The organism is Acinetobacter sp. ESL0695 (genome assembly GCF_029392135.1).
GTDB classification, from domain to species: domain Bacteria; phylum Pseudomonadota; class Gammaproteobacteria; order Pseudomonadales; family Moraxellaceae; genus Acinetobacter; species Acinetobacter pollinis.
The window spans coordinates 215048-232399 of the sequence record NZ_CP113932.1 but is presented as its reverse complement, the minus strand read 5'-3'; the positions used below and the strand labels follow the sequence as shown (position 1 = coordinate 232399).

Annotated in this window: 18 protein-coding genes, 2 tRNA genes and 1 riboswitch; of the genes, 10 read left to right on the top strand and 10 right to left on the bottom strand. The window is 35.5% G+C overall.

Going from position 1 to position 17352, the window contains the following annotated elements:
* Nucleotides 1-10: 10 nt before the first annotated feature.
* Nucleotides 11-164: riboswitch (yybP-ykoY riboswitch) on the bottom strand.
* 229 nt (nt 165-393) lie between these two features.
* The 3 genes from ssb to OZX61_RS01055 all read right to left on the bottom strand — a co-directional run bounded on the left by ssb (nt 394) and on the right by OZX61_RS01055 (nt 3624).
* Nucleotides 394-978, bottom strand: coding sequence for a single-stranded DNA-binding protein (gene ssb / locus OZX61_RS01065; RefSeq protein WP_277095029.1), 585 nt, complete (start codon nt 976-978; stop codon nt 394-396).
* Nucleotides 979-1026: 48 nt separating this feature from the next.
* Nucleotides 1027-2400: an MFS transporter gene (locus OZX61_RS01060; protein WP_195772826.1), complete on the bottom strand. Its 1374-nt coding sequence runs from the start codon at nt 2398-2400 to the stop codon at nt 1027-1029.
* A 159-nt stretch (nt 2401-2559) separates the two neighbouring features.
* Nucleotides 2560-3624 carry a DUF475 domain-containing protein gene (locus OZX61_RS01055; protein WP_277095028.1) on the bottom strand — a complete coding sequence of 355 codons (1065 nt, stop codon included), beginning with the start codon at nt 3622-3624 and terminating at the stop codon, nt 2560-2562.
* A 175-nt stretch (nt 3625-3799) separates the two neighbouring features.
* Here OZX61_RS01055 and tenA point away from each other — a divergent pair, with 175 nt between their 5' ends.
* The gene (gene tenA / locus OZX61_RS01050) at nt 3800-4468 is read left to right on the top strand and encodes a thiaminase II (protein WP_195772810.1); all 669 of its coding nucleotides are present in this window, start codon (nt 3800-3802) and stop codon (nt 4466-4468) included.
* Nucleotides 4469-4507: 39 nt separating this feature from the next.
* Here tenA and OZX61_RS01045 read toward each other — a convergent pair whose 3' ends face one another.
* Nucleotides 4508-4792, bottom strand: coding sequence for a YciI family protein (locus OZX61_RS01045; RefSeq protein ID WP_195772811.1), 285 nt, complete (start codon nt 4790-4792; stop codon nt 4508-4510).
* 221 nt (nt 4793-5013) lie between these two features.
* Between OZX61_RS01045 and OZX61_RS01040 the strand changes: the two genes are divergently transcribed.
* The 3 genes from OZX61_RS01040 to omp33-36 all read left to right on the top strand — a co-directional run bounded on the left by OZX61_RS01040 (nt 5014) and on the right by omp33-36 (nt 9764).
* Complete coding sequence (locus tag OZX61_RS01040) at nt 5014-5391, top strand: hypothetical protein (protein ID WP_277095027.1); 378 nt, start codon at nt 5014-5016, stop codon at nt 5389-5391.
* Nucleotides 5392-5542: 151 nt separating this feature from the next.
* Complete coding sequence (uvrA, locus tag OZX61_RS01035) at nt 5543-8371, top strand: excinuclease ABC subunit UvrA (protein WP_277095026.1); 2829 nt, start codon at nt 5543-5545, stop codon at nt 8369-8371.
* A gap of 466 nt (nt 8372-8837) precedes the next feature.
* Nucleotides 8838-9764: a porin Omp33-36 gene (gene omp33-36 / locus OZX61_RS01030; RefSeq protein WP_277095025.1), complete on the top strand. Its 927-nt coding sequence runs from the start codon at nt 8838-8840 to the stop codon at nt 9762-9764.
* 52 nt (nt 9765-9816) lie between these two features.
* On the opposite strand, the gene OZX61_RS01025 is transcribed toward omp33-36, so the two are convergent.
* A complete protein-coding gene (locus OZX61_RS01025) occupies nt 9817-10515 on the bottom strand; it encodes an ion channel (protein ID WP_277095024.1) in 699 nt (232 codons plus the stop codon).
* A 153-nt stretch (nt 10516-10668) separates the two neighbouring features.
* Between OZX61_RS01025 and OZX61_RS01020 the strand changes: the two genes are divergently transcribed.
* Both OZX61_RS01020 and OZX61_RS01015 read left to right on the top strand, forming a co-directional pair.
* Nucleotides 10669-11043, top strand: coding sequence for a hypothetical protein (locus OZX61_RS01020; protein WP_277095023.1), 375 nt, complete (start codon nt 10669-10671; stop codon nt 11041-11043).
* 138 nt (nt 11044-11181) lie between these two features.
* Nucleotides 11182-11814, top strand: coding sequence for a DedA family protein (locus OZX61_RS01015; RefSeq protein ID WP_195772817.1), 633 nt, complete (start codon nt 11182-11184; stop codon nt 11812-11814).
* A gap of 72 nt (nt 11815-11886) precedes the next feature.
* On the opposite strand, the gene OZX61_RS01010 is transcribed toward OZX61_RS01015, so the two are convergent.
* The 3 genes from OZX61_RS01010 to OZX61_RS01000 form a co-directional block, all read right to left on the bottom strand.
* Entirely contained in the window at nt 11887-12240 is a 354-nt protein-coding gene (locus OZX61_RS01010; RefSeq protein ID WP_228284752.1) for a hypothetical protein, read from the bottom strand.
* Nucleotides 12241-12367: 127 nt separating this feature from the next.
* The gene (locus OZX61_RS01005) at nt 12368-12766 is read right to left on the bottom strand and encodes a SirB2 family protein (protein WP_277095022.1); all 399 of its coding nucleotides are present in this window, start codon (nt 12764-12766) and stop codon (nt 12368-12370) included.
* An 8-nt stretch (nt 12767-12774) separates the two neighbouring features.
* Nucleotides 12775-13092 (bottom strand): BolA family protein, encoded by a 318-nt coding sequence (locus OZX61_RS01000; RefSeq protein ID WP_195772820.1) that lies wholly within the window; start codon nt 13090-13092, stop codon nt 12775-12777.
* A gap of 202 nt (nt 13093-13294) precedes the next feature.
* Between OZX61_RS01000 and OZX61_RS00995 the strand changes: the two genes are divergently transcribed.
* Both OZX61_RS00995 and OZX61_RS00990 read left to right on the top strand, forming a co-directional pair.
* Nucleotides 13295-13370 (top strand) — tRNA-Gly (locus tag OZX61_RS00995).
* A 42-nt stretch (nt 13371-13412) separates the two neighbouring features.
* Nucleotides 13413-13488 (top strand) — tRNA-Gly (locus OZX61_RS00990).
* Nucleotides 13489-14139: 651 nt separating this feature from the next.
* On the opposite strand, the gene OZX61_RS00985 is transcribed toward OZX61_RS00990, so the two are convergent.
* Nucleotides 14140-14538 carry a hypothetical protein gene (locus OZX61_RS00985; protein ID WP_277095021.1) on the bottom strand — a complete coding sequence of 133 codons (399 nt, stop codon included), beginning with the start codon at nt 14536-14538 and terminating at the stop codon, nt 14140-14142.
* A 185-nt stretch (nt 14539-14723) separates the two neighbouring features.
* Between OZX61_RS00985 and OZX61_RS00980 the strand changes: the two genes are divergently transcribed.
* Complete coding sequence (locus OZX61_RS00980) at nt 14724-15320, top strand: class I SAM-dependent methyltransferase (RefSeq protein ID WP_277095020.1); 597 nt, start codon at nt 14724-14726, stop codon at nt 15318-15320.
* A gap of 13 nt (nt 15321-15333) precedes the next feature.
* Entirely contained in the window at nt 15334-16359 is a 1026-nt protein-coding gene (locus tag OZX61_RS00975) for an HNH endonuclease domain-containing protein (protein ID WP_277095019.1), read from the top strand.
* Between the two features lie 82 nt (nt 16360-16441).
* Here the strand turns inward: OZX61_RS00975 and OZX61_RS00970 are convergent, their stop codons facing one another.
* On the bottom strand, nt 16442-17278 hold the full coding sequence (locus OZX61_RS00970) for an OmpA family protein (RefSeq protein WP_277095018.1): 837 nt from the start codon (nt 17276-17278) through the stop codon (nt 16442-16444).
* Nucleotides 17279-17352 lie beyond the last annotated feature (74 nt).

Sequence of the window (17352 nt, the reverse complement as noted above, 5' to 3'; positions counted from 1 at the left end):
CTCTCCTGCTAGCTAAAGTTTTTCAAAGCAGAGAAATAAATCAAAGGTCTTGCCAACAAAGGATTTTTGGTCTTTGCTATGATGGCCATGTTTTTCAAAACAATTATGTTGACCATCACCCGTTTACTTGGTGTAAGCGGAGGCTACTCCCCAATGAAGTCTTTCTATTATATTTAAAATTATTTTAGTGTCAAAATTTTCTCATCAACTTAGACTTTAATTAGACTAAATTTAAAATTATTTTATTTTTACATCGCATTGGTCATAAAAAAGCCCAATAAAGATTGGGCTTTTAAATATTTGTTAATTAATATAAATTTTTAAAATTTAACAAACTAACTACTAATAAAGAATAATTTAATAAACTTTACAAAACATAGTCTCTGGTATGTGTCAAAACGGTAAATCATCATCTAAGTCATTTGGTGCAGGCGAACTCGGTTGCTGAGGTTTCTGCATCGCATTATTTTGACCATACCCACCGCCAGCATTCTGACCTGCAAAATTATTCGAGTTGTAACCCGTATTTTGCGGTGGAGTATTTTGATTACCATAACCATTACTTTGTGGCTGCTGATTAAATCTTGGTTGTCCATATCCACTTTGGTCACCACCACCAAAGTTTGGTGCTTGATCACCCATTTGACGTGAATCGAGCATTTGCATTTGATCGCCTCGGATCTCAGTAGTATAACGCTCTTGACCATTTTGATCTGTCCACTGACGAGTACGTAAAGAGCCTTCGATATATACTTTCGAACCTTTACGTAAATACTGCTGAGCAATTTCACCAAGACGGTTATTCAATACAATACGGTGCCATTCAGTATTTTCTTTTCTTTCACCTGTATTTTTATCTACCCAGTTTTCACTTGTTGCAATAGAAAATTGAGTGATCGAACCACCATTTGGAAAAGTTTTTGTCTCAGGATCTCGCCCCAAAGTTCCGACTAGAATAACTTTATTTACACCGCGCATGTGCTATTGCTTCCTATATCTTTCTAAGATTTTCTATCGCCATTATACCTAAATAACGTGCTGTTTCCCAAATAACTGCGACAGTCGTTGTCTTCCTTCTTCATCAATGATCTTCTTATCCAACTTTACATAAGCAACTTTCTGCTCAGCCATCACAACAACTTCTTCAATTCCATGAATATCTAATAACTCAGCTGTCCAGTTTTCTGCTGTATTTTGATCATTGGCTTCAGGGAGTCTTAAAATAATTGACGATAAATATCTTGGTTGCTTTAAACCAAAACTGATCACAAACCATACTAACGCAATTACTGTTAAAATAGACCAACCAATAGATGTATTATGTAACATTAACAATTGACCACCCAATGTTCCACCCACGAATGCTCCAAGAAATTGAGCACTGGCATTTACACCCATTGCAGTCGCTTTTGATTGAATTGGTGCAGCTTTAGAAAGCCATGAGGGTAATAATGCTTCCATGACATTAAAGGCAACAAAAAATAATCCCAGACCAAGTAACAATAAATATTTAGAAGTCGCACCGAGCGTCAGTACAATCAGGCCTAAAATTACGCCAACAATTGCCATTAAGAAAATACCACGCATTTTGCGGTATTTCTCGGCCAAAATAATGCTTGGAAATGAAAAAAATACACCTATTAGCAACAGCGGTAAATACACTAACCCATGTTTTTCAAGTGGAATATTTGCATATGTAATTAGCTGTGACGGTACATAAATAAACATTGCCGTGAGCAAAAGGTGTAATGAAAAAATCGACACATGCAGTCGATTTAAGTCAGGCATTTGTAATACTTGTTTAAGTTGACGTAAATAACCTTGCTGAAAATTACGATGATGCCGTGTTGTTTTAGGCACTAAAAATAGGGTAAATATGGCCAACATCCCCATAATTGCAGTAACCCAAAACAAGCCAGAAATACCCACCAACCCAGTCAACCATGGGCCAATGCTAAATGCCACAACAAAAGATAGCCCTATACTCATTCCCATGACAGCCATCGCTTTTGTCCGATGCTCCTCGCGAGTCACATCTGCCAATAAAGCCATAACTACGGCAGAGACTGCACCCCCACCAGCAATAGCACGTCCAATAATTACACCGTAAATTGTGTGGGACATCGCAGCAACAGCACCACCTATTGCAAATAACAGTAAGCCTAAAACGATAAGTGGCTTACGACTAAATCGATCTGCCCATAAGCTAAATGGAATTTGTAAAATTGCTTGTGATAATCCGTAAACACCTACAGCTAAACCAATGAGCGCTGGCGTTGCATATTGATACGATTGCCCCTCTACAGCAAATACAGGAATAATCATAAACAACCCAAGCATTCGTAGTGCAAAAATACTACTCAAAGCAAAGGTTGAACGGCGTTCTAAAGCATTCATCATATTCATTTTATCAGTGGGTTCTTTCTTTCAAGGGCATTATAAGATGGCTCATAGGCTGTCTAATATATTTTAAAGTGAGGAAAAAGCAGGATGCTTCCTCCCCTATTCTATACAATTTCCTGAAAATTGACTTAATCTAATTTCTAATCATCATAATAACTATTTTGAATGCTGACGATTGTATTTACGAGATGCAAGTACAGACCATACAATAAAAGCAATCCCTATTAAGCCTGTCGCTACTTCAGGAATATGCATACCAGCACCCGTCATAAACATAATGACTGCTAATGCTCCAATTGCATAATGGGCGCCATGCTCTAAATACTTATATGATTCAAGTGTTCCTTGATCTACAAAATAAATTGTTAATGCACGTACAAACATTGCACCAACAGCAAGCCCGAGCATAATAATGACCACATCCGTGGTAATCGCAAAAGCACCAATCACACCATCAAAACTAAATGAAGCATCTAGAATCTCTAAATATAAAAACCCGCCAATTCCTGCTTTTACAAGCCCTGAACCTGCCTGATTATTTGTAGATGACGACTCATCAATTTCGGGTTCTCCTCCCAAAAGATGACCTAGAAGCTGTACACCTACATAAACAAGAATACCCCAAATGCCTGACATAATGACTGCCAATCGAATATCATCAACTACATAATGAGACATCACTAAAAGTAAAATGAGTGTAATAAATACGGAAATTGCAGGTACATTTGCCAAATGTGCAAATTGTTTTTCTAGATATCTAAACCAATGAACGTCTTTAGACGCATCGAAAAAGAAATTCAAAAATACCAATAGTAAAAATGCGCCTCCAAATGCAGAAATTTCTGGATGATGCGCCATTAAACGCTCAGAATATTCGGTAGGATGATTGAGTGCCAATTGCGTTACATCATACATACTCATATCTGCTGTCACAGCGACAATGACAATTGGAAAAATAAGCCTCATTCCAAATACGGCAATAATCATTCCCACTGTTAGAAACAACATTTTCCAAAAATGATTCCATCCTCTTAAAATCGAAGCATTGACAACAGCATTATCAAACGATAGAGAAACCTCCATCACAGCAAGTACAGCCGTAATCATTACTGCATTTAACATAGCCTCTATTCCTGCATTTGGACCATGATAAAATCCCCAATATGCAGCAATAACTAAACACACCAAAGTAAAAAGAATAGAAAACCGAAAATGCTTCATGAACTGACCTACAAATATGGGAATGGATACATCCCAAAACAAACAAAATATGATGAAATAATAATGGGCTTATTATGCCAATTTTTAATCTCTTTGGCATGATATTCCGCTGAAATACAATAAGGTATAGTTAAGGCCGATTTCGCCTTAATTTAAAATTATAGAGATACAAGCAATGACCTTTACACAAACACTCTGGCAAAAAAACCTTGAACTCTACGAAAAAATTCAAAACCATCCTTTTAATCGGGAAATGGCTCTAGGTACACTCAAGCCAGAAGTATTCCAACATTATATTATCCAAGACTCACATTACCTTGTGGCTTATGGTAGAGCGCTGGCTGTAGCAGCAGCAAAAGCCTTTGAAGCGGACGATATTATTCAGTTTTCAGAAGGTGCAAAAGTTGCCATTATTGTAGAGCGCAGTCTACATAGTGAATTCATGCAACAATTTGGAATTACAAAACAACAATTTGAACAAACGCCTCTTACACTGGCATGTCACCATTATACTTCTTTTTTAACTGCGACGGCATGGTCTGAAAGTTATCCGATTGTACTTGCGGCCTTACTTCCATGTTTTTGGATTTACGCTGAAATTGGTAAAGATATTGTTCAGCATAGCCAAAAGAATAATCCTTACCAAGCATGGATTGATACCTATTCAGGTGAAGAATTCAATACAGCTGTAAATAATATTATTGCAACGGTCGATCAGGTCGCATCGCAGGCAGATGCACATACACTCGAAAAAATGCACAACGCATATCGTCGTGGCGCAGAGTTAGAGTGGTTATTTTGGGACAGTGCGTATCATCAACGCCAATGGTTAGGTCTAGACTAAACCCATAACTTTCAGCATAAGCACTTCTACAAAAATGTCTTATGCTGAAATTAAAGTATCAAACCCACTTAAGGCACGTGAAAACTCGACTTGAATAATTTCATAATCTGCAATCATCTGAAAAGGGTCTGCTTGCAATATATCTTCAAGTTTTTTCCTAGACATCGATTTCACAAGAATAACCCCACCATCTCTAGGTACTTTTCTTCCTGCTGCAATAAATTCTTCTTGTTCAAAATGTTGTAGTAGCCATGCAATATGTTTCTCTAAATAAGCGTCTACTTCATTTAGAGGTTTCGTATAATTTAAATTCACAATAAACATATTATTTCCATTTTTCGTTCTTCTAATTTCTTAAAAAATAGTAACATAATTTCGTTAAAGAGTACTCCAAATTAAAATATAAGAAATACTATAAAAAAATATCATAAGCCATTGTTTTTTAATATTTATTAAATTAATTTAAATTTATAATCTTAGCTAGACCTTTAAAATAAAATATGTAATGATAATCATTACTAATAACAAGCTAGAGTATGGGGCACATGAAACAACAGCTTTCTCAAGGTACGGAGGCACTTAGAGCGATGGTTACACTACGTCAGTGCTGGCTAGAAAATGAAGAAATTTATATCAATAAAGGCTGTCTACATTGTGGCTCAGCTGCCACCTATCTAATTTACTTTACCAATAAAAATATTCAAAAAATTATGCTCGATTTTATCTCGCGTTATAATTGTAATCATTCAGGCCGTTTTGATTTACTCGATCTGAACCATTTTGAAAAAGAATATGAACAATTTCTCTCATCCATTGAACAAGAAATTATTCACTATGCATTTAAAGAACAAAACACACCTCGTAAATATGCTTTTGAATCCATTAAATCAATCTTTGAACGAGAATTAAATATGGCTTGCTAAACATAAAAATCTTTTTAGGAGAATCTCTTTTTGAATAAGTTACATAATAAGAATTAACAATTCATCACGTGGTGATAAGCCCAAATTTCAGGCATATTGATATACACTATAAGAAAGTAATTATTCATCAAATTTTAGGATTCTCCTCTTTATGAGCCAAAGTCATATCCGTATCCGAGGTGCACGCACACATAACTTAAAAAATGTGTCACTCGATATTCCACGTGATAAATTTGTGGTTATTACGGGGTTATCAGGCTCAGGAAAATCTTCCTTAGCATTCGATACCCTCTACGCTGAAGGGCAAAGACGCTATGTAGAATCTCTGTCAGCTTATGCGCGCCAGTTTCTTTCACAAATGGAGAAACCCGAAGTAGATTCTATTGAAGGGCTTAGCCCTGCAATTGCCATTGAGCAAAAATCGACAAGTCATAATCCACGATCGACAGTCGGTACTATTACTGAAATTTACGATTATCTACGACTCCTTTATGCTCGTGTAGGTACGCCCTATTGTCCAGAGCATGACCTGCCTATGGTTGCACAAACAGTCTCTGAAATGGTCGATGCAGTAAAAGTACTTGAAGAAGGTACTGCTCTCATGCTTCTTGCACCTGTCGTGCGTGAACGCAAAGGTGAATACACTCAGCTTTTTGAACAACTGCAAGGTCAAGGTTTTGTTCGTGCACGTGTCGACGGTGAAATTGTAGAAATTGATACACCGCCTGCACTCGACAAAAAGAAAAAACATACGATTGAAGTGATTGTCGATCGCTTCAAAGTTCGAGATGACTTAGGCAACCGTATTGCTGAATCTTTTGAAACAGCACTACGTCTAGGTGGGGATATTGCCATACTTTCTTGGATGAAAGGTGAACAACCTGATCGAGTGTTTTCTGCAAAACACTCATGTCCAGAATGTGATCGTGCCGTTGGAGAACTAGAGCCTCGCCTCTTCTCATTTAACAATCCGTTTGGTGCTTGCCCTGTATGTGATGGGTTAGGAACACGCAGCCACTTCAGTCAAGAAAAGCTCATTCCAAACCCTGAGCTTTCAATTAGCCAAGGTGCAATTCGTGGTTGGGATCGTCAAAAACCTTATTACTATGCCATGTTGCAAAAGGTTGCGTCGCACTTCGAATTTGACCTTGAACAACCATGGCAGTCTTTAAGTAAAGATGTACAGAAAAAATTTCTTCAGGGCACAGGTCGTGAAAAAATAGATATGAGTTATACAGACGAACGCGGTCGCCACCACAACCGTGTTCAGGTATTTGAAGGAATTCTTCCACACCTTGAACGACGCTACCGTGAAACTGAAAGCAATTACGTTCGTGATGATTTGGCGCAATACCTTTCAAATGCTGCTTGTGACGCATGCGGGGGCTCTCGTCTAAATGAAATCGCACGCCATGTTCGTGTTAAAGATAAAACCATTGCCAACATTACACAAATGTCGATTGGCGATGCCGAAAACTACTATCAAGACTTAAACCTGACAGGTGCCAAAGGCGAAATTGCAGATAAGATTTTTAAAGAGATTCGCGAACGCTTACACTTTCTTGTCAGTGTTGGCTTAAATTATCTAAGCCTTTCACGCTCTGCAGAAACACTCTCTGGTGGCGAAGCACAACGTATTCGTCTTGCCTCACAAATTGGTGCAGGACTTATGGGTGTAATGTATGTATTAGATGAACCTTCCATCGGTTTACACCAACGTGATAACGATCGTCTACTGCAAACACTAATTCGCCTAAGAGATTTAGGAAATACTGTTTTAGTAGTTGAGCATGATGAAGATGCCATTCGTGAGGCCGATCATATTATTGATATTGGGCCAGGTGCTGGTGTACATGGCGGTCATGTGATTGCAGAGGGTACAGCCAAACAGCTAGCGAAAAATAAGCATTCTTTAACAGGACAATATTTGGCAGGCAAGCTGAAAATTGAAGTGCCTAAAGAGCGTCTTAAACCAAGCGATCCTCAAAAAATGATTCAACTCATGGGTGCGCGTGGCCATAACCTCAAGAATGTAGATCTCAAAATTCCGCTAGGTATTATGACGTGTGTGACAGGCGTTTCAGGTTCTGGTAAGTCAACACTCATTAACCGTACGCTACTCCCGTTGGCTGCGACTCAACTTAATGGAGCAACCACCCTTACCCCTGAAAAATTTGATTCGATTAACGGCTTACAATATTTAGATAAAGTCGTAGATATTGACCAAAGCCCAATTGGTAGAACACCTCGCTCTAACCCTGCCACGTATACTGGACTATTTACGCCAATTCGTGAGCTATTCGCACAAACACCTGAAGCAAAAGCACGTGGCTATGCTGCAGGTCGCTTCTCATTTAATGTCAAAGGTGGACGTTGTGAAGCATGTGAGGGAGATGGCATGATTAAAGTTGCAATGCATTTTTTACCCGATATGTATGTGCCTTGTGATGCCTGCCACGGCAAACGTTATAACCGAGAAACATTGGAAGTTGGCTACAAAGGTAAAAATATCTCTGATGTTTTAGAAATGACTGTTGAAGATGCTGCTGAATTTTTTAGCGCTATTCCAGTCATCCATCGTCGTTTAGAAACACTGACTCAAGTGGGACTCGGTTACATTCGTTTAGGTCAAGCTGCAACGACGCTTTCTGGTGGCGAAGCACAACGTGTGAAGCTTGCAAGAGAACTTGCTAAACGAGATACAGGACAAACCCTATACGTATTAGATGAACCAACAACGGGGTTACATTTCCACGATATTGCAAAATTGCTCGATATTTTGTATGAGCTGCGCAATAAAGGAAATACTATAGTCGTCATTGAACATAATTTAGATGTCATTAAGACAGCCGATTGGGTTGTCGATCTTGGACCTGAGGGTGGTTCAGGTGGCGGACAGATTATTGCTGAAGGCACACCTGAAGAAGTCGCACAAGTTGAAGCTTCTCATACAGGCAGATTCCTTAAGCCAATGCTCTAACATAATACTTGGCATCAGGCATTCACTATGAATGTCTGATGCCAACCATATTTACTCATCTATTCTTCATTTAAATATGTATATAACCAATAATCACTTTTTAAATAAGAAAAATACTCCAATAAGTCATCAATTAATGAACTATTTACGTCTTAAAAATCGACAAAAAGCATACAAAATAATCAATTTTTCAAAAAATTAACAATTGATTACATAAAAACAAACATCCATATTATGGTTACTTATTAATCAATCATTTATTTTTAGTTAAAATTTTGTATACTTTACCCCTTTGTTATACATCATATTTTTTTTAGATCTGATTTGAATTTTTAATTTTCGTAAAAGCATCATATTTTTTTTCTATCAAATTTATCTAAAAATATGTTCATCAGATCATTGACTAAATATTTTGTAACAATAGAATAAATATCATTATCTAAGTAGATAACTTTGGACATTTATTATGAAAAAAATCGGTTTAGCAACAGCGGTTCTTTTAGCCATGACCGGCGCTCATGCTTACCAAGTAGAGTTACAAGGTCAATCTGAATATATCAATTCAAAAGGATTTGAGAACTCTTACACAGGTGACGGTCAAGGTACATTCTATTTTAAAGATGTAGACGCTTCTAAAGGCCCATTAGCTGAAGCTGCATTTTTAAATAAAGCATCTAATGTACAAGTAGGTTACCACTTCGATCGTCAAAAAGAGTTTAACAACACTTCTACAAGTGAAAAAACTCAATCTTATGGCGCTAAAGCTGAAGGTTACTACGACACTTCTTACATCCCTATGCCAGTATACGGCAGTGCATCATATACGCACACTGACGTAACTTCAAAAGAGCAAGGTTACAAAGATAAAGATCGTGGCGACCGTTATGCATTAGAAGTTGGTGTACTTCCTACAAATAACTTCTTAGTCGCTGTAGGTTATACAAACGTAACAAATGCTTATTCATTAGATAACTTCAAAGCATTTAACAACGGCGTATTAACTGCACGTAACGAAGCTAATACAGCAAATGCACGTTATAAAACTGATGCAGTGACTGCACGTGCGAAATACGTAGGCAACATCGACAACACAAACATGGCTGTTGGCTTTGAAGTAGATAGTATCTTTGTTCGTGGTAGCGCAGCGTATGGTCTAGCAACTGACCTATACCTAACACCTAAGTTAAGCGTTGGTGCTACATATGCAGACACATCTGCATTTGATTCAGGTACTGACCACATTTGGGGTGGTAACGTAAACTACTTCATCACACCTGCAATTTCAGTTGGTGCAACTTATACAAAAGCAAATGCTAAGAACTACCGTGTTGTAGACTCAAATCTTGCTCAAGATGCACAAACAATTGGTTTAAATACTCGCGTACGTTTCTAATCTAGAAAAAGTATTTATACTAAAAAAGGACTCTTAAGAGTCCTTTTTTATTTTAATCGTCATCTTCAGGTGGTGAAGATTTATGAATATATTGCAATGCAATTAAACGTGAAACGACCATTGCCAAATACATCACACCTACAAACATTTGCAAAATTGAAAGTACTTTCACTGCTGGTGCGACTGGAAGCAAGTTGGATAGCCCTGTAGCGGACTGCAAACTAAAACTAAAAAACAAAATATCTAGCCAAGATTGAATACTTGTATCTTGCACTGAGTTGGTAAAACTATTTGGAACCAGCAACTGACAAATATTATAAGCATAAGCAAATGCCCAAGCGAGTAACGTAAATACAGCACCTGCAGCAAACAATTCGTCTTGTGTTAAATATCGATCAGCAAACATATACCTAAGTAGGCTATACGTTGCAGAGAGATAAGCGCCTATTTCAAAGATATGAGCACCTACTTGCAGATAAACATTATAGCCCCCAATCATCATTAAAACTAAACAGACAATTGCACCACTAATAAACAACTTTCCCAATGTATGAAATGAAGCAGTATGCTTAATGACACGTGCAATAAATAAAAGTGCGAGAACCCCACTTCCCCACATGACCAATTGATAATACAAATTGGTGACTGGTAAAAAGGTCAACATTAAAATAATTAATTGAAATATCAATAGCCATGCAGATGGTAAACGTTTCCAATGATATATAATTTGTTTGGTACGAGAAAATGCCATAATGACAATAGCCTTAGCTTTATGATTTGCGAGTAGATCCAAAAAATACGTTACGTCATACACTGTTACGCTTTTTATATGATCTCATTTCTAAAATTATGCTAAATATAATATAGATTATTTGTGCTTTTGTTCGTTTCAAAAGGTATTATTATGCGACTCAATCACTTTCTTATTTGCATCGTTTCTAGCATCCCACTCATTGCATGTGCGCAAACAAATACTGTCTTAAAAGGCCAAGAGAACTTTATTGGGCAATGGCAAGCACCACACAGTAAAATTGAAATTGGTCACGATGGCAACTTACAATATAAAGCGTCTTATCAGCAAGAACAAAAAACAGCAAATACATTCCAACAAAGTAGTTCACAATCAAACATCAGTGCGCCTATTACACAAATTGATACGCAACATATCCAAGTCGGTACCGGTATGTTTTCCACTCAATTTAATGTAAATAAGGCGCCTTATCTACAAAATGGTCAGTGGCACATGACTATTGACAATGAAAACTATTTAAAAAAATAACTGGTATAGGTATTTTTCTTTAAATGTGTGAACTGCCAAAAATAATAGTACATTCATTATAAAAATATAGATTTTAGTTACTGACTTTCAGTAAATAGACTGTTAGCATTTTCATAAGATTATAACTTTTAACGACACATGGATATCATTAGCTTCATTCTTCATATAGACCAGCATCTCCTTGATTTTATTCACCAATATGGTCGTTGGATTTATGCCATTTTATTTTTAATTATTTTTGTTGAAACTGGCTTAGTCATTATGCCTTTTTTACCAGGCGATAGCTTACTTTTAGCTGCAGGAGCACTCGCTGCCTCTACTGGTGTCATGGAGCCAATTCCGCTCATTGTTCTTCTATCAATTGCTGCGATTTTAGGTGATACCGTGAATTATCATGTGGGTAAATATATTGGCCCGCGTGTATTTGAAATGGATTCGAAGCTTATTAAAAAAGAACACCTTTTAAAAACACATGAGTTCTTTCAAAAGCATGGAGGTAAAACAATTATCTTCGCTCGATTCCTTCCATTCTTTCGTACCTTTGCACCTTTTATTGCTGGTGCAGGAGATATGAACTATAAGCAATTTCTTTTCTTTAATGTGGTCGGTGCTTTATTGTGGATTAGTTCTTTGGTGACATTAGGCTATCTATTTGGCAATATTCCTTTTATTAAAGATAACTTCTCTCATGTTATTCTCGGTATTATTATTTTAAGTATTTTACCTGCTGTATTTGAATATTTTCGTAATAAGCGTAAGTCTAGTCAGTAAGAATAAATATCAGATATACACTTCTTCAATGTTAAATCAGGTTTAACAAAGAAGAAGTACTCTGTATTCCATCTATTTCTTTATAATTTTCATAGGACAGTTCTTAAACTGAGCGGCTTGCGCAATTGCATCCTGCTGACCTAATAATTGAGAAATTTCTGTACGTTTTGTATTTGAAGACTGACCTAAATTAAAAGAAAGTGATGGACCAAAACCCCAACCCCCTCTACCCCAGCCACCGCCAAGTCCTAAGCCCACACCCATTCCAGTTCGCTTAGGTGTTTCCACACCTTGTGCCATATACTGCTGAATACGGTTATATTCAGATTGTAATTGTATACAGCTAAAGCCTTGATACTGCGCAGGAGATACATATGTTGGTTTGACTGGCATAGTACTACATGCTGTCAGCGTAAAAACTGCCATTATCGGAATCAAATATTTAAATTGTGTCATATCTTCATCATCCCTTGTTATTTTTATAAGCCAAAAATATTCTTTATTATTTTTGGCCTTTTCTATAAATATAACAATTGTAATTTGTAATAGTTGATTAAAATAAATTTGGCTTTATTGCTACCAAAATAAGAATTGCAATAAAAGCAATCCATGCAAGAACAATTCCCCCACGCCGTTGAACTGGTAGGATTTCACCTGTTCCCTTTTTAAAAGCTTTAATTAATGATGAAAGTAACACTACAAAAAGAATTGCTTTGGCATAAAACCAATTTTGAACAACAAAGCCTTTTAAATAAAGTAGCCACCCACCTGTAATCAGAAAAAGTCCAAAAGCACTATGCTGAAAAATAACTATCTTTTTTCGAGAAGATAAATTTGAAATATCCAAAGAGGGATTTTTTCTAAATAAAATGATTGTTTGAATCACTAACGTTATAAATAATAAACAGATGGCAACGCCATGTATTATTTTAAGCAATGTAAATAAAGTCATTGTTATACCTATTGTACTTTAGGTGCATGCGCACATTCAGGACTAGTAGGCACATGACCATCCCACTCCTCTAAACTGTATGTATGTAAGGCCAATGCATGAATTGAGCCACCACCAGCCATAAGTAAGTGTTGTACATGTGTATATACCAGTTGATGCCTTTTCACAGCACGTATACCTTTAAATACATCACTGACAATGATGACTTTAAAATGAGACTCTTTACCTGGATAATATCCTCCATGACCAGAAGATTCATTGATCACTTCTAAATGAATAGGTTCAAGTTTAGATAAATGTCCTAAAAGTTGTTGCTCTAATTTCATATGAGTTATGGCTACAAAAATTTAGTTCTATTATAACAATAATATTTAGTAAGAAATCATAGAGGAAACAAATCGTTCGACACGACAGAACTGCTCAATTTTAAACCTAACCATATCACATTGATTTTATTTTATTCAATTAAATCAGTTTTTTTAGATTTTATATTGCTTCTAACAGCATTTCAGGTATTATACCTCTCACGCGGGAATAGCTCAGTTGGTAGAGCACAACCTTGCCAAGGTTGGGGTCGCGAGTTCGAGTCTCGTTTCCCGCTCCAAATATTTTTTAGTGTAAGTTTTTCTTAAAAACTGCTCAATATGCGGAAATAGCTCAGTTGGTAGAGCATAACCTTGCCAAGGTTGGGGTCGGGAGTTCGAGTCTCCTTTTCCGCTCCAAATTCTAAAAAGCCCTATCATCCAGATGAGGGCTTTTTTCTTATGTAGAATATACCACTAGAATAACAAAACACTTCATGTAAAAAGCCTATTATTATGGATGTGTAAACCATGTCAACATCACTTTGGATATTAAGTTATATCGCTTATAGCATCATATATAAATGGATTATTTCATGGGGTGGAGCTAAGTACATAAAAGGTTGGAAAAGTATTTTTTTCACAGATATGGAGTCCTCCGACTGGAGTACTGAGCAAATTAGACTCATGACCTTGTTCTTATGGCTAATCTATACGATTTTATTTCTAATTGGCTTATTTCATCCTGAGTATAGATTTTTCAAATCTACATAAGTTCAATAACTCGTCATTATTTTACAAAGATAAAGTAAATAAAATGCCCTATCATTTAGCTTTAGATTCAATAAATATAAACAATTTAAGTTGCTAGTCTACACTTCTATATAAGCCTACTAATTATTATAAGAAGGATACAAAACAGTTTTAATCTTACAAAAACAATTTTAATCATAAAAATGCTTAGTAGGTTGGCTCTGTTCCTCAGTTTGATTGTTAAATGAAGCAATATAAATGCCTACTCATGCTTTTAGAAGTTTTTTAAGTGAAACTACGCACTTTTATCAGGTAAATTCAAAAGCAATCTTGAACAAAATTAGTATGTTCTCCAAGTTTAATTGGAATAATAGGTGTATCACCAAATGTTATATTATTGATTGTCTTATCAAGCTTATTTACTTTAATTAATCCCATAGGATTCATTTCATCATCGTCAGATTTTAGCGACGATACTTGAATCAATTCAACTTGTGCATCCTTAGGTTTAACATCTAAAATTAGATCTTTTCTTGAAATATTATTTTTAATTAAAGCAAAATTTCTTTCATTTGAAACAATATCCATCAATTGTGTTAAGCACTGTTCTGTATGTTTCAATGTACTTTTTATATTCGGATCAGACTCAGCTTCGCTCTTTACAGTACATCCAGATAGAATTAAAAGGCCACATAATACTGATATTTTTTTGTACACTACGATCAAAACTCTTCTAAATTAAACACATGAAAATATTTCTCATGAAGAATTATAATACCAAAATCATTATACAAGAAAGTATAATTTAAAAATTCAGTTTTTCTTTTAGCATATTAGACACCTAATTGACTATACTGAATGAGAATAAGTACATTTAAGAAATAGAGTTTGATTAATCAATCATGAGCGATACATTAGATAACTTAAGCTACTATAATAAATATGCAGAACATTTTTTTGAGACTACATATTTACTTCAAATCGATGATTTATATGAACCATTTCTAAGCTACTTACCCCCTAAGAGTTTTATTTTAGATCTTGGTTGTGGGTCTGGACGAGATACATTAGCCTTTAAGAACAAAGGCTATCAAGTTGAAGCACTCGACTACTCAATTGAGCTTGTCAAAAAAGCAACCCAACTCACTGGATTAAATGTAAAGCATGAAAGTTTTTATAACCTGACAACCACCACTAAATATGATGGTATATGGGCATGTGCATCGCTGCTCCACTGTAAAAGAGACCAACTAATTGATGTTATTACGCGTATCCATCTTGCACTAAAACCAAATGGTATTTGCTATATGTCTTTTAAATATGGTAATAAAGATCGTGAACAAAATGGAAGGTCTTTTACAGATTTAAATGAAGAGCAAGCACATTCCTTACTTAAAGATATCAATCATTTATTAGTATTAAAACAGTGGATTACATTAGACCAAAGACCGGATCATGATGAAAAATGGTTAAATATTTTATTTAAGAGAGTATCTTAAAACGAGTCTTTATATGTCAGAATTTTATGAAATTGAACCTTCTATTGAGAATTATTGGCGTTCTATTATTTTATTTGGACGCAATGTCGCTTCATATAAATTTGCTCTTGCTAAATCTCTCTATGAATTAAAGTTAAATCATCATACGATTATTACTTTAGATGAACTTGCTTTACCATTTAGTCAAAATATTTGCCAACACCTTAAACTAGTCGATAAACAAACAACGTCTAATTCAAGTAAATTCTTAGATTTCTGTAGGGCTTATAATGTAAATGAAATTAGTCATGAAACATTAATTGCAAAAACAGTCCAATATGGCTTTGCTAATGTGATAGATGCTTTTCATAATGTTCATGGGAAGGAAATACCTAACAAATTTTTTGTAGATGCTCGAAAAACACATCAAGGAATTATTCTTACTGATGAGCTATTTGAATTGTTTAGTTCACCGAATACTCAAGATTTAATTCATGAAACAGAGTCTAGATGGCGCTTGGTTGAAACGGCTTGGGATATGAATTTACCAAAACATTTGGTACAGATCCAACATGATGAAACAGGAATTTTAGTCGCAGAAAACAAATTAAGACGTATAAATGTAACTTCTGCTAAGTCCGCATTAAATGGCTATCAGAAGGGTAAATGTTTTTATTGTTTTAAACCTATCCATCTTGAGTCAAATTTTGAAAACTCCGCAGAAGTAGATCATTTTTTCCCACATAAACTTCGTGACTGTGATAGTCAAAAACCAATTAATGGCGTGGCAAATTTAGTTTTAGCTTGCAATACCTGTAATCGTGGTTATCAGGGTAAGTTCGATCGCCTACCCTCATTAAAACTATTAAAACGGTTATATAAACGTAATGAGTATCTCATTACAAGCCATCATCCGTTAAGAGAAACTTTAATAGGTCAGACAGGATTTCATTCATCTTCAAGGAAAGATTTTTTACAGAATGCATATGATTGCGCAACTCTAATTTTAGGAAGTCATCAAAAATGGGAGCCATCTGCTCAAGGAAGTGATCTTTTTTAAAGATTAAATTATGATTTTTATTAAATTTAGAACTTAAAGATAAAACTCAAAATTAAATTCGAGTTTTATCTTTTAAAATAATTTATTTTATAGAAGGGTTATTTTCAGGCGTACCTTCTATATATCCATCAACATCGACAATTACTCGTCGATTAGGTGCTAAGCAATCTATAAGCTGTTTTTTTTCAGATATACCCTGACATTCTTTAACTGCGTCTTCAGAGCCCTTTGCAATAGTATTAATGATCTGCGAAGGAATACCTTTTAAAGTTAGATATTGTTTAATTGTCTGTGCCCTATTATAAGACAGTTTTTCATTATAATCCTGTGTACCCAACCGATCTGTGTAACCAATAATCTGAATTGTATTTAGCTCTTTAAATTTGCCTAACTCTCTAACTAAACTATCTAGGTCTTCCTTTCCCTTTGTGTTTAAATTTTCAATATCATATTTATCAAATGTAAATAATGCATCCACCGACAGTGTATAACGTTTATTTGCTATTTGCTTATGCTGTATATTAGGTGGACAAACACCGTTTTTAGGATTGATAGGATTCCAATAAAAACTACTAGCAATCATATTATGATCAAAAATGACTTTAAACTGGCAAGTGGTAATATCGTTTTCACCTTGCCCAGGCGTAGTAAAATGAAATAAGTAATTCCATTCTCTTGGTCTCCACCCATCATCATAATGTGGACGACCAATCAATGAAAATAGCTGATCTTTGGTCATCCCTTTTCTAATTTCACTTAAGCTTTGTAAATTAGGAAAAGTCCCTTGATCTTTATTTAAGATAGTCTCTACTTTGTGCCATTTAGGATCGTTTGTTGTACCCTCTTTAGTAATTGATGTTCCTGTTGTACAGCCACCGAGCAAGAATCCCGCGATACTTAGTATGATTAAATTCTTCATGTTATCAATCTCATATCATTATTTTAGATAAATTTATTTATTGGATTAGAGATAGACATAAGCTATCTCCAATC

What these genes read in the sequence shown, in the direction of transcription:
- OZX61_RS01040 (WP_277095027.1), top strand. Translation starts at nt 5,014, where the DNA reads ATGAAACAACAGCTTTCTCAAGGTACGGAGGCACTTAGAGCGATGGTT.
- omp33-36 (WP_277095025.1), top strand. Translation starts at nt 8,838, where the DNA reads ATGAAAAAAATCGGTTTAGCAACAGCGGTTCTTTTAGCCATGACCGGC.
- OZX61_RS01045 (WP_195772811.1), bottom strand. Translation starts at nt 4,792, where the DNA reads ATGTTTATTGTGAATTTAAATTATACGAAACCTCTAAATGAAGTAGAC.
- OZX61_RS01025 (WP_277095024.1), bottom strand. Translation starts at nt 10,515, where the DNA reads ATGGCATTTTCTCGTACCAAACAAATTATATATCATTGGAAACGTTTA.
- OZX61_RS01060 (WP_195772826.1), bottom strand. Translation starts at nt 2,400, where the DNA reads ATGATGAATGCTTTAGAACGCCGTTCAACCTTTGCTTTGAGTAGTATT.
- ssb (WP_277095029.1), bottom strand. Translation starts at nt 978, where the DNA reads ATGCGCGGTGTAAATAAAGTTATTCTAGTCGGAACTTTGGGGCGAGAT.
- OZX61_RS01005 (WP_277095022.1), bottom strand. Translation starts at nt 12,766, where the DNA reads ATGACTTTATTTACATTGCTTAAAATAATACATGGCGTTGCCATCTGT.
- OZX61_RS00975 (WP_277095019.1), top strand. Translation starts at nt 15,334, where the DNA reads ATGTCAGAATTTTATGAAATTGAACCTTCTATTGAGAATTATTGGCGT.
- OZX61_RS01010 (WP_228284752.1), bottom strand. Translation starts at nt 12,240, where the DNA reads ATGGCAGTTTTTACGCTGACAGCATGTAGTACTATGCCAGTCAAACCA.
- OZX61_RS00980 (WP_277095020.1), top strand. Translation starts at nt 14,724, where the DNA reads ATGAGCGATACATTAGATAACTTAAGCTACTATAATAAATATGCAGAA.
- OZX61_RS01020 (WP_277095023.1), top strand. Translation starts at nt 10,669, where the DNA reads ATGCGACTCAATCACTTTCTTATTTGCATCGTTTCTAGCATCCCACTC.
- OZX61_RS01000 (WP_195772820.1), bottom strand. Translation starts at nt 13,092, where the DNA reads ATGAAATTAGAGCAACAACTTTTAGGACATTTATCTAAACTTGAACCT.
- OZX61_RS01055 (WP_277095028.1), bottom strand. Translation starts at nt 3,624, where the DNA reads ATGAAGCATTTTCGGTTTTCTATTCTTTTTACTTTGGTGTGTTTAGTT.
- tenA (WP_195772810.1), top strand. Translation starts at nt 3,800, where the DNA reads ATGACCTTTACACAAACACTCTGGCAAAAAAACCTTGAACTCTACGAA.
- OZX61_RS00970 (WP_277095018.1), bottom strand. Translation starts at nt 17,278, where the DNA reads ATGAAGAATTTAATCATACTAAGTATCGCGGGATTCTTGCTCGGTGGC.
- OZX61_RS01015 (WP_195772817.1), top strand. Translation starts at nt 11,182, where the DNA reads ATGGATATCATTAGCTTCATTCTTCATATAGACCAGCATCTCCTTGAT.
- uvrA (WP_277095026.1), top strand. Translation starts at nt 5,543, where the DNA reads ATGAGCCAAAGTCATATCCGTATCCGAGGTGCACGCACACATAACTTA.